General features: G+C 39.2%; 11 protein-coding genes. 3 read left to right on the forward strand and 8 right to left on the reverse strand.

What is annotated here, in order from left to right:
- Positions 1–96 precede the first annotated feature (96 nt).
- Positions 97–2,694 carry a TonB-dependent receptor gene (locus HBH39_RS12435; RefSeq protein WP_167678730.1) on the reverse strand — a complete coding sequence of 866 codons (2,598 nt, stop codon included), beginning with the start codon at positions 2,692–2,694 and terminating at the stop codon, positions 97–99.
- 392 nt (positions 2,695–3,086) lie between these two features.
- Between HBH39_RS12435 and HBH39_RS12440 the strand changes: the two genes are divergently transcribed.
- Positions 3,087–4,103: a LacI family DNA-binding transcriptional regulator gene (locus HBH39_RS12440; RefSeq protein WP_167678732.1), complete on the forward strand. Its 1,017-nt coding sequence runs from the start codon at positions 3,087–3,089 to the stop codon at positions 4,101–4,103.
- Positions 4,104–4,208: 105 nt separating this feature from the next.
- Here HBH39_RS12440 and glnB read toward each other — a convergent pair whose 3' ends face one another.
- On the reverse strand, positions 4,209–4,547 hold the full coding sequence (gene glnB, locus HBH39_RS12445; RefSeq protein ID WP_167678734.1) for a nitrogen regulatory protein P-II: 339 nt from the start codon (positions 4,545–4,547) through the stop codon (positions 4,209–4,211).
- Between the two features lie 239 nt (positions 4,548–4,786).
- Between glnB and HBH39_RS12450 the strand changes: the two genes are divergently transcribed.
- Together HBH39_RS12450 and HBH39_RS12455 are read left to right on the forward strand one after the other, a co-directional pair.
- Positions 4,787–5,308 carry a GspH/FimT family pseudopilin gene (locus HBH39_RS12450; RefSeq protein ID WP_208764157.1) on the forward strand — a complete coding sequence of 174 codons (522 nt, stop codon included), beginning with the start codon at positions 4,787–4,789 and terminating at the stop codon, positions 5,306–5,308.
- A 76-nt stretch (positions 5,309–5,384) separates the two neighbouring features.
- A complete protein-coding gene (locus tag HBH39_RS12455; RefSeq protein WP_167678736.1) occupies positions 5,385–5,876 on the forward strand; it encodes a GspH/FimT family pseudopilin in 492 nt (163 codons plus the stop codon).
- A 27-nt stretch (positions 5,877–5,903) separates the two neighbouring features.
- On the opposite strand, the gene HBH39_RS12460 is transcribed toward HBH39_RS12455, so the two are convergent.
- From HBH39_RS12460 to pilV, 6 genes are read right to left on the reverse strand one after another with little or no spacing between them, the layout of a single operon-like run.
- Positions 5,904–6,191: a TapY2 family type IVa secretion system protein gene (locus HBH39_RS12460; RefSeq protein ID WP_208764158.1), complete on the reverse strand. Its 288-nt coding sequence runs from the start codon at positions 6,189–6,191 to the stop codon at positions 5,904–5,906.
- Positions 6,191–6,580: a type IV pilin protein gene (locus HBH39_RS12465; RefSeq protein WP_167678739.1), complete on the reverse strand. Its 390-nt coding sequence runs from the start codon at positions 6,578–6,580 to the stop codon at positions 6,191–6,193. Before HBH39_RS12465 ends, HBH39_RS12460 begins: the two co-directional genes overlap by 1 nt.
- Positions 6,581–6,583: 3 nt before the next feature.
- Positions 6,584–10,150, reverse strand: coding sequence for a pilus assembly protein (locus HBH39_RS12470; protein WP_167678741.1), 3,567 nt, complete (start codon positions 10,148–10,150; stop codon positions 6,584–6,586).
- A gap of 24 nt (positions 10,151–10,174) precedes the next feature.
- Complete coding sequence (locus HBH39_RS12475; protein WP_167678743.1) at positions 10,175–10,624, reverse strand: pilus assembly PilX family protein; 450 nt, start codon at positions 10,622–10,624, stop codon at positions 10,175–10,177.
- Positions 10,625–10,634: 10 nt separating this feature from the next.
- Positions 10,635–11,606 (reverse strand): PilW family protein, encoded by a 972-nt coding sequence (locus HBH39_RS12480; RefSeq protein WP_167678744.1) that lies wholly within the window; start codon positions 11,604–11,606, stop codon positions 10,635–10,637.
- Between the two features lie 8 nt (positions 11,607–11,614).
- Positions 11,615–12,160, reverse strand: coding sequence for a type IV pilus modification protein PilV (gene pilV / locus HBH39_RS12485; RefSeq protein ID WP_167678746.1), 546 nt, complete (start codon positions 12,158–12,160; stop codon positions 11,615–11,617).
- Between the last annotated feature and the right edge of the window lie 51 nt (positions 12,161–12,211).

The following is a 12,211-nucleotide window of genomic DNA, read 5'->3' on the forward strand; positions in this document are numbered from 1 at the left end:
TAATTTTATGACCAAATACCGACTATGCTTGGTAGTAAAAATTATTGCCATATAAAAAAGCCCAGCATAGGCTGGGCTTTAATTATCTCTAACAGATTAGAAGCGTAAGTTAACACCTAACTTGTAACGCGCCTCACCTTCAAAGCTCCAAGCTGGGTAGCCACCTTTTAGCTCAGGTTTAACTTCAGCATCATCTGGTGCAACACCTAATTGAACGCTGTCTTCTTCAAGTAAGTTAACCACTTCAAATGTGATACCTAAGTAATCAGTAATGTTGTAGCTAGCACTTAAATCTAAGGTACCAAAATCTTGGTGTTGACGGTTACCATAGAAGCCTGGTAACTCACGCATCATGTACTCACTACGCCAGTTATAAGCAACACGAGCTGAGAAATCATTCATCTCATAGTAGCCTACTAAGTTAACTGTGTGCTTAGAAGAATCTGAGAAAACACTTACTTGATCTGGGTAGTTTTCTGCTGCCGCATCTGAATCAGCAAAGGTGTAGTTAGCAGAGTAACCTAAACCGTTGTCAAAACCATCTTGAATTTGCAGTTCGAAACCTTGTATTTTTCCACCTGTACCATTCTTTTTACCCGAAACAGTCCAGTTATCTTCACCTGAATCAGGGTCAATAATACCAATACTTTCATTTAAGGTTTGCGAAGATGTTACAAATGAGCTCACATCTTTAATGAAGTAAGAAATCCCCATTAATCCGTCTGGGCTAAAGTACCATTCAACCCCTAAATCTGCTTGAGTGGCTTTAAATGGCTCAAGAGCAATGTTACCTGTGTTGACAACCTCGTTACCGGCTGTGCCATCGCTGTAACCAACAAGTGCAGATGAAGCAAACATATCAGCATAGTTGGCGCGTGAAATGACTTGCGAAGCTGAAGTACGAATAATTACATCAGGGGCAACATCAAAGGCAATGTTAATGCTTGGTAACACATCATCGTAACTGGCTTTCTTAGTACTTAACTCATCAGCATAAGTGCCATCGGCTTGTAATTCATAGTAATCAGATGATGCATCTGTTGAAATGTAACGCAAACCGAAGTTACCACGCATGCCTTCTGCTTCGAAATTCGCCATTAAATATAATGATAAGTTTTCTTCATTGATGGTGCCGTAACCAGACTTGTAAACAGCTCCATCTTTAGAGAAACCATCAATTGCCGCTTTAGCATCACGTAACATGGCATCCATTTTAGGCTTAGGTAGTGTAAAACCTGCACCAGATGAAACTTGACCGCCATAGTAAGCTGATGCGTCTTTAGCAACAATATCTGATCTCACATTAGCTGGCAGAGTTAAGGTGCTAACGTCATGATCAGCATAACGGATACCGGTTTTAAATGAGGTTATCGCGCCTAAATCTGCTGGAATGGTGAAATCGAATTGTGCATAAGTTTCTTCATCAGAGTTTGGTTGCTTTTTCAATGCCCAACCCGCTGGTGATAATTGATCACCAAAGTCATCTGCAGTGAAGTTTTTATTAGCAATATCAATTTTAATGATTTTGCCAGTTGCATCATAAGTACCAGCATAATCAGCAGCTGTACCTAACCAGAAACCATAGTTAGCAGTTAAATCTGTACCACCTTCAGACTTGGTGTTACCTACACGACCTTCAAGAGTAAAGTTGTCGTTTTCGTATTCAAAATTGAAGTCGTAAGTATTTGAGTCCATGCTGGCTTGACGAGCCCAAGTTTGTGCCCAACCAGGGTTAGCGCCATTTCCGTCACGACGATAAAAAGTACAGGTACCTAAAGAGTTACGCTTTTCACACGCTTGGTCTTTATCATCTGGGAACATTACAAACAAAGAAGTGTTAGCATTGTTCGCTTTCATATCTAGACTCATAATGTCTAGACCAAAACTTAAGTTATCAGTTGGGCTATATTGGAATGAGCCATTGATTGCTGTGCGCTCACGCTCTTGTTCAAATGTGGTAGGTACAATTTCACCCCAACCAATTAATGACTCAATGCCATTACGTTGGTAAGCGGTTTCTGAATAAGCACCAGAAAGAAGGAAGCCAAAATTTTCTTCTTCATTTTTCCAGCTATATAAGCCAGAAAGCTCAGGATCAGTCTCTTCTGAAATTGTGCCATAGTCGCCTTTAGCACTTAAAAATAATGAGTTAGCATCTAAATCAAGTGGCTTACGTGTTTTTACAATCACGGTTCCGCCAACGCCGCCTTCAGGAAGATCAGCTTGAGATGACTTGTAAATTTCAATACCGCCAACCATTTCAGATGGTAATAAGCTGTAGTTAAAGCTGCGGTCAATCGCTTGCTGATCATACCAACCGGTAGATGCAACTGTGTGGCCATTAAGTAGTGTACGCGTTAGACTGCTTGAAGCCCCACGAATTGATACACCTTGACCTTGGCCAAATTGACGGCTTACCGCAACACCAGGAATACGGCCTAATGACTCCCCAACGTCACCATCAGGAAATTTACCGATGTCTTCTGCAGTGACTGCATCAACAACTGAGTTTGAAAAACGCTTCTCATTCACAGAAGCTTTCATTGACGCACGCATACCGCGAACTTCAATTTTTTCAATGTTGTCGTCAACAACAACTTCATCTGCAGCGATAGCGCCAACAGAAACAACACTGCCAAGTAGGATTGCGATGTTAGTCGCTAGTACATTTCTTTTAAAGGTTGATGGTCGCATCTTCGTTTCCCTTTCATAACTTTATTATGTTTTTAGTTTACATAACCATTCCAGAAGGAATGACAACGCTGTCATGTCTAGAACAAACATTACACAATATTTAACAGTGACGCCACAACAAAATAACTAATAACGCGATATTTTTAACCGAAATATTCTCTCAACCAAAACAAACACTTCATAAAAATATGCTAAAACAACAACTTAAATTAATTTAACAAAAATAAAACAAATATTAATTTTATCTAAAAATCACACACATCTTACCTGTTGTTAAATTGATGATTGCCTATTAAACGAAAAACTCGCACTATTAGCATACAAATCGCCACCTTAAATGATCCAAATTGGGGGATCATCTAAGGTAGTTTCGCCTGAAAAGAGCTTTTTAAATGAAAGTAACCATAAATGACGTAGCCAAATATGCTGGCGTGTCGATAAAAACTGTATCCCGTGTGACCAATAAAGAGCCATCGGTAAAACAAGCAACCATAGATAAGGTTAACCAAGCCATTGCTGCATTAAACTACCAACCTAATGTTGCTGCGCGCAATCTTGCAAGCACAAGCTCCTATGTTATTGGCTTTATTTATGACAACCCGAATGCCTACTACATAATTGATATGCAAAATGGTATTTTGTCTGCATGTAAAGAAAAGGGCTTTGAATTACTTATTCACCCTTGTAACGCCAAATCAACCACTATTTGTGATGAACTCACTACTATGGTTCAGCATTCACGTTTGGCCGGATTAGTGTTAACGCCACCCATGTCTGAAAACCCTGCAATACTGGCCGCACTTGACCGCATAAATGCAAACTATGTTCGCATTATCGCAGGAGATGAAATCACCAATAACAACGGCCTAACTGTATTGGTTAATGACCGTCATGGCGCTGTGGAAATTACCCAACATTTAATTGATTTGGGTCACAAGCACATCGGTTTTTTAAGTGGAGACCAACAACATGAATCCACTAAAGAGCGACTTCAAGGCTTTAAACACGCATTAAGTAATAATAATCTTGATGTACATCAGGAATGGATTTTAGATGGTAAGTACTCTTTTGACTCTGGTGTTGAGGGCGCAAACAAGCTAATTGCAATGAAGAACCGCCCTTCTGCCATTGTCGCTTGTAACGATGAAATTGCGGCTGGCGCCTTATTTGCAGCTAGATTATCAGGTCTTGATATCCCTACTGACTTATCCATTGTCGGCTTTGAAGATAGCCCATTTTCACGCCAAACTTGGCCCAAATTGACCACAGTTCATCAACCCAATATCGAAATTGCCCAGATTGCGACGGAACTATTGATTGCAAGACGCCGAGAAAAAAACAGCACCAATATGAAAGTATTTACCCCGCGTCCGGTGATAAGAGACTCTTCGGCTTCACCTAAATCGTAATACGCAAAACCAGTTTGTATCGACTATTTCGCCCATAAAAAATGCCTCATATGAGGCATTTTTTATCAACAACTGTAAACTCAGAATAAAGGGCTTAATAACAGTTTAAACCGCTTCTTCGTTCTCTTCACCAGTACGAATACGAATAACACGCTCAACATCAGTGACGAAAATTTTACCATCACCAATTTTGCCTGTTCTTGCAGTATCTACAATCACATCAATAGCTTGCTCTAATAATTCATCTTGAATCACAAGTTCAATTTTCACTTTAGGTAAAAAATCGACCATGTATTCAGCACCACGGTATAGCTCAGTATGTCCTTTCTGACGACCAAATCCCTTTACCTCGGCAACTGTCATACCCGTTATACCGATTTCAGCCAGTGATTCGCGCACATCATCTAATTTAAACGGTTTAATAATGGCTTCTACTTTTTTCATTCTTTTCTCCATTCACAGGCAATTACGGTACATAAGTATATCTAAAGTTATTATAGACATTGATTTATATCGTAAAAAATTCAACTTTTAAACATATTACGCTAAAGAAATGTCAGTTTCTGCAGCTATTTATACTTAATTTAAAACGCGCTTTTCGGGCAAAAACTTAATCAATGGCTATAATTATTGCTTGCGCCACAGGATGTGGCAATTTTATTTACAACAAAGGACGTTATAGCATGCAAAGCATTTTAAAACATCAGGGTTTCAATTTAGTTGAATTAGTCACCACAATGGTCATTATGAGCGCACTAGCAGTTATTGCTTTACCTTCACTGCAGGCAATTCAACTACAAGTACGATCCGAAAGTAATATAAAGGCAATTCAGCATACTGTCACTTTAGCGAGAAATATCGCAATTAATTATAATATTCCAGTAACGGTTTGCCCTATCGTTGAAAATCAATGTTCAACTGATTGGCAATTAGGTTTAGCAGTGTTTACTGATTCCGGGAAAAAGTTTCAATTAGAAGGCAATGATAAAATTATTCACATAATGAATCCATTTCATGATGAGGATATTGTCCAATACAATCGAAAAGCCATTCGATTTCAACCTGATGGGTTAGCATCAGGAACAAATGGAACACTTATTTACTGTCCTAAAGAACATACTAGTCCATATTCAAAAGCCATCATTATTAACCAAGCTGGTAGAGCAAGGTTTTCAACTAAGAAAAGCATAAGTTGTAAAAAGTAATTCAATCCTAGACATCATTTATCGCCTTCATGCCACTATTTGTTATACTCAATAGTAGTCACATTAAGGATTTAAAATGAATAAATATAGTCATGGGTTCACACTGGTTGAATTGATGGTCACAATTACTGTTGCAGCAATCTTAATTGGGGTTGCTGTGCCGTCTTTAACTAGTGTTTACGAAGGAATAAGAGCCAATAATAATGCCGAAAACGTCCTAAATTTAATGTCTTTTGCCCGAAATCAAGCCGTTAGTTATGGTACAACAGTGTCAGTATGTGCAAGAGCTTCAGACACATCCTGCAAATCTAGCAATGATTGGCAAGACGGTATTCGTGTATTTGCGGTAGATAGAGATAATAAAGAAGTTGAGTTAAGAACAATTAATTCATTTAACTCTCAAGATGATATTAGTGGTCCATCATCTATTATTACTTTTTCACCAGATGGCCTATCTTCTGGTGGAGAGATAATTTATTGCCCTGGTGGAAAATCTAGTAATTCCAAAAGTATATCTATTCTAACAAGCGGAAAAGTTACTTTTGGAACAGATGGCAAGAGTTGTTAAAAAAATGAGCCCATTAGGCTCATTTTTTTATCTCACTGTAGCTTTATCAATACGTTTAGCATCAGCACTGCTAAAATCTTCATTTAAAGGCACACATTCAATCACATCTTTAATGTATGCATTTTTCTTATCTGACTTTATTTTTTTAGCAACCAGTAACTGACTTTTACTTTTTACTTGATTTCTTTTCCAATTATAAAAACCAATTTGGCTTCCGGTAGTTGTCTCTAAAAGGCATTTATATTCTTCTTTCGAATTATTAGCTTGTGCATTTAATGCAAAGCACAAGGTAAATAATAAAGCTACATACTTCATTACCAGCACTCCTCTGGTGATTTAGCACCTGTTGACGATAGCTCAATCTTTTTGCAGTCAGGATCTCTTCCGGCTTGGATTGATTCAGCTGTAGCGGTCAAAACAAAACTTGCACCATTGATTGCAGAGTCAATTTTGTAATGTTTGTTTTCAACAAGCCAAGGATCAGCACTTAAACCTAATTTAGTCATATCATCAGTATAGGCTCGATGGTCTAAATAATATTGCTCTTGGAGATTAGAGACATTCATTAAGCCGGCTAAGGCATCCGCCCTAGCCCCTCTTGCAACATACTGCGTATAATTAGGATATGCAATGGATGCCAAAATCCCAACAATAACCACTGTTATCATGACTTCAATTAATGTAAAACCCTGCCGATATTTCATACTCTACTCTTCAATATGGTAATAAATCTTGTTAACACCAAGTGTTTTACCTGCTTCAATGGTACCTTTACAATCAACTCCGTCGGATTCCCCACAGCCAACAATCAAATAGATTTTACCGTCATCTGTCGGCTGTTCAGGTTCATCAGGGTCATCGGGATCTTTTGGTGGTTTAGGTGGAATCACAGGTGGAATTTCTGGCGGAATAAAAGTCCCTGTTTTCCACGTTTTGAATAATCCACCTTTATGTAAGTCAAACACATAAAGATTACCTTGACCTTCGGCTAAACATTGATCAGTCACAGTCGTATCTGCAGGTACATAAGAGGTAAAATAAACCTTGCCTCTCACAATAGAAGCCGCTGACAAACTTTTTTCACCAACTGACGGAAGACTATAATACCAACCTAACTTTTGGCCAAAATTAAGCTGTTCAGCATCAGTAGTTGGCGCAGCACTGGTAACATCATATAACTGATTAAGTGTGATTGGATCAGGGATCTTATTACTTGACGCTCCGCCAAATGATTTTGTAATTACATTTCTATCTTGTAGTGTATAAAACTTATCATTTCTAATTCGATCGCTTGGGTGAGGCCTATGACCAGAGCCAATTACCACAGCATCATAAGGTACATTTTGATATGACTTAGTGGTTGTTGAACTTCCTCCCGCAGGGTCTGTTACTGTAATTTCTGTCACATTGGTAAAGACTGTTTGAGCAACTGTCGCACCAGCAAAAAAGCGACGATCAGATTCTATGGCATCGCCTCCTAACTCAGCAAACTTAAACGCAGACCAAAAACCATCACTTGATGTTGGTGAGGCACTAGGTAAATCTATACGCCAAACATTAGCACCAGTATCGGTAGCATAAATTCGATCAATCAGACCATCACTGTTAGAGTCTAAAACCGCGACTTTATTAGGTACACTATCAACAATTCCTGTCAGAATTGTATTATTAGTTCCCGATGTAGGGGTGAACGATCTTACAAGCTTGCCTGTTTCAGCATCTAATATGAAAACCCCTCTGGCATTAGTATCATCAACACCAACTGCTGAACCGTCTTTGGTTGAAGGGGCGTATCCCGCTCCGACAATAATAACAGGCTTGGCGTTTTCAGGATTAGTATTACCTGCTGGCCAGCCTGGAATGAGACCAACAACAGGCTCAGACCAAGTTTGACCTAGCTCAGATAAGCCATCTGAATTTGCATCGACTTTCCACATAAACTTAGGGGCATCAGGTGATGTTACATCAATTGCATAGTAAGATTTACCACCACGGCGCATACCAACAAATACCCAGGCTTTTTCAATACCGGTTTCACCCGTTTTAATATATGCGACTGGCGAACTATCCATTCCGTAAACCGAATGAACGCCAGTGGGGAAATTATCACGCAGTTCTTTTACATTAGGTAATAACTCGTACGGCATAAATGCCCAGCTCTCAGACACACTGTCCCCAGAGTCTTTAAACATATGTAAGAAGCCATGGTTGGTTCCAACAATTACCCGTATATCAGGACTACCTGCTGTACCTAAATTAATCGCCAAGGGTTTAGAGTGGAGCGGGTCACCGAAAATATCGGTCCTAACTGAAGAGTTAGGTATGTCATCGTCAACATCCTTACCTGCAGCCCAATCAAATGTATTAGATAACTCATCTACTGCTACCGCCATATAATCAGCCAGATCATCTTCACCACCAGCATAACTTGCAGCATTTTGTTTGGTAAAATCTTTTAATGTGTCGCCAAAATTCATATAAAGTTTGCGTTGAGCTTGCTGAGCTAAATTATAAGCAACCCCTCCTAATGAAACATCATTGCCATCACCGCCATCTGTGGCAGAATTACAAACAGAATCAGGTGTCCAATAAGAACATGCAGAAGACTTTAAGCCACCATCAGAAGCAATGGCATTAACACCTTTTTTATCTACAATTGAACCATCGGAAGTAATTTTGAATTTTTTTAGATTCCCAGTCCATCTTGGCCCTTTATTAGGAAAAAACATCCCATAATAAGCAGAGTCAAACGTCTCTGTTCTATCAAAGTTATTACTGGCAATTGAAGGCGCTGTGAAACTGGCATTTACTTTTAAAATATCACTAAATACTTTCTGTAATGCCACTTGCAAAGCAGATGCATTCTTAGCGGCATAATACTCCCCACCACCTTGCTTTGCAGTTTCTAGCAATAACGCTGCCGCATCATCAGCACCGTCACTAAAACCAATTGTGTAAGTGGTGACATGTTGGTTATCTGCTAAATTTGGATTAACATCATTTGTGTTCATCCATCCTGCTAAATTAGGCAAAAAGTTAGTAAAATTCGGATTTTCATTCACAAACCCCGTTTGCTTAACTCCAGGCAATGCTTTAATTAAGCTGTCGGCATTCTGATCTAATGTCGGTGCACCATCAGTAATATAAACGACATAAGCTCGGCTTTGGCACTTATTGAATGGCGATACGTAAACCCCTGAGTTTTCAATACTTCTATCCCTTGGAGGGGTATTTGGTGTATAACTATAGTCAGATGGTTTTTTGTCTTTATCTCCAAAAGTGACACTTTTTCCGGCAAAGTAGCTATAGGCCTCATATAAGGTTTCGCATAATGGTGTATTCGTTTCAGAATCAAGATCGGCAATTGTATCTAAAAGTGAGATTTTACTGGCATCTGTCATTGTCTTAATTCCAGAAACTATGCGTCCGCCATCTGCATCACCTTCATTTCGGAAGTTAATATTGAATACTGCCATACCAAAATCAACACTTGGCGTGGTCACAATAGTATTAGTAATCACCTCTTTCGCAATCTCTAATCGAGATTTGGGCACTAACTCTTGGTCACCATTAAACCAACGCAGATAATTATCTGTATACAAGGTCAGAGGTTGTCCGGTACCAAAAGCGGTTAACTTGGCGGCTTTAATTGCATTCTCAATTTCTGATGGGCTTGAACTTTCATTAACTTCAGAATAACGAACAGGATTTTGCTTATTACCTTGGCTATCGACAGGTAAGCCAAGAGGTTGTCCATCAGCATTCTTAAATTTGATTGCGTCGATATCTTCAAAACAATCTAAAATTTCAATGTTTGCGCCATTGTTATCAGGCACTTCACTCCAGGTACCATTTTGACCGGAGAAAGTGTATTCCCGGAAAAAGCCTGTAAAAATACCGTATTTGTCGAGATACTCCCAAGAAGATTCACAACCGTTAATTTCAGCAAGAAAACGACGACTTTCAGATGGGCTATCTGGTACAGGTAAGGCTGAGTTATCAATTCCGCCCTTGGTAAAATAAACCATCCGCTCTTGTAAGGCATTTTCGTTGCCGACAGCGGGATAGACTTGATCTGGGTTATAGCCCTTAACCGCATCTTCTTCAATGGTTTTCATTGACCCTGAGTTATCAAAAATAATCAGAACCTGTGGGCGAGCTCCAGTACGGACAGTCGATTCATAAACATAAAGTTCTGTATCATCGGCAAAACTCAGCGAGGACATGACAAGCGTTGCTGCCAAAAATGTACAAGCTAACTTTCGAATATTCATAATAAACTCCAGTGATATTGAACACTATTTAATGTTCAGCACTTCTTGTTCAACACCATTAACGGTTGTTAAACTACCTAAATTATCTCGACCAAACTCTGCGGTACTTTCAATTTGTATTCTGATGCACTTGATTAAATCACCACTCGATGCATCAGCACTTCGCTGACAATTCACGTCAGCTTTTGTTAACGCTTTTACTGAGCTTTTCACCCCTAAAGTCGCATCTGTAATGGTCATACCATTGTCCATATCCATGGTTACAAACCCCGCGCCACTCGAATTTTTAATTGCATTTTCAAGTGCACCATGGGCAGCTGCCATCGCTTCAACTCTTTCTGAGCCTGCACCAGACATTCTTAGAGATTGCGTAGAACTAACAGCCAAAGCCACACCAATAACAGTCATCATAACCAGCACAATTAAAGAGAAAAACAATACAATACCTTGTTGGTGTTTTAGCTTAATATTCATGTATATCACCTTAGTTTCGAATAATAATAGGGTTAGCTAAAACCACGGTTGTTGACACAATTTTGCGCCGGTAATTATCATTTGATGGTGCTATCTCTTTATCACCAAGCTGATATGTCACATCATTGGTATAACTTCTATCTTGAGATGTAGAACGAACCAGCAAATATACCCTCAAAGCAACCAAACGTTGAAACAACTCATTATCCCACATCAATGAAGAAACATTTTGCACCGGCATATAACTATCAGCGGTATCATCACCATTACTGTCAAAACCATATAGAATTCTCATATTCTCGATACCTTCGACTAGCTGCTCCTCATTATTCATGCCATTACCGGTTGATAAGGTTCGACGTTTTAAAACAGGAATATCACCCTCATTTTCAATAAAATAAACATGGTGTTGGTACTCCCAAATTCGACTGTTGAATAAAGCAGGGGGAGTAGCGCCACCATCAAAAAACTCGATTTGGTTAGAAGTGGCTGCAGCATAGTATCGTGTTGAGGTCATGTCTGCGGCAAGCACATCAGGCCCTACCAGCCGTTTAATTTGTATTACATCAGTATTACTATTAGGACTAATACAAGCTAATTCAAAGGGGCTAACATCTGCCTCATAACCCCATAATCGTCTAAAATGCGCAGGCTGGTTAATTGGAAAACTTCTGTTGTTTATCCCGCCACCTATGCAATCACTTGTTGGAATTGTTGCTGATACGGTTGCGTTTACATTAAAAACAAAATCTGTACCCGTTACATCACCCATAAAGCCAAGTTGGCTTAAATCTCTTTCTAGAATGGCTAGTGCAATACGACCATTTTCTTGAAGTTGGCTAAATTGCGTAGTTGTGGTGACGTTGCTTGAAGACATACTAAACATAGTAAAAATGCCAGCCGTTAAAAATAAGCTAATTAGCATTGCTACCATTAGCTCAACAAGTGATAACCCGGCTTGACTGTTATGATAAATACGCATTTAAGTTCCTACATAATAACCGTGTTAATCTCATAAGCGCGCCGCCTTTTATCTGAGACACCACATTCTTTAACTGCTTGACTTCTATCTGCACCACCATCAGAGGTTTCTCTAATCCCTCTCCAAGTCATAACCACAGACACATCACTTCCTGAAACACTGATACACGCCGTTGCGCTATCTAATCCACCAACCCCGATTTCATTAGATATTTCGTTATCACCTTGGAACGAACGCTCCCATTGATACAAATCCCACAAACGAGTTTCAACATTTGAACAGATACTATTAGCTCCAACGGCTACATCACAGGCTTTAGTAGAAGACAGCGAACCATTATAAGTCCCAGAATAACTTGCCAATTGAGACACATTTAGCCTCATTCTATTAATAATATCATTGGCATAATAAGAAGCTTGGGTTTGCTGAAAGGATTCAAAGCTGCCCTTTTTGGCAACAATGTGAAGATTAAAAATACCAATAAGTCCTATCACCAGAATGACTAGTGATACCATAACTTCAATTAAGGAAAATCCATTCCTTTTAGGTGACATGTGTCAAGCCTCCAACTATCGTCACATTATTGACGATTAATACTGCAATTT

This window comes from Shewanella aestuarii (assembly GCF_011765625.1).
GTDB lineage: Bacteria > Pseudomonadota > Gammaproteobacteria > Enterobacterales > Shewanellaceae > Shewanella > Shewanella aestuarii_A.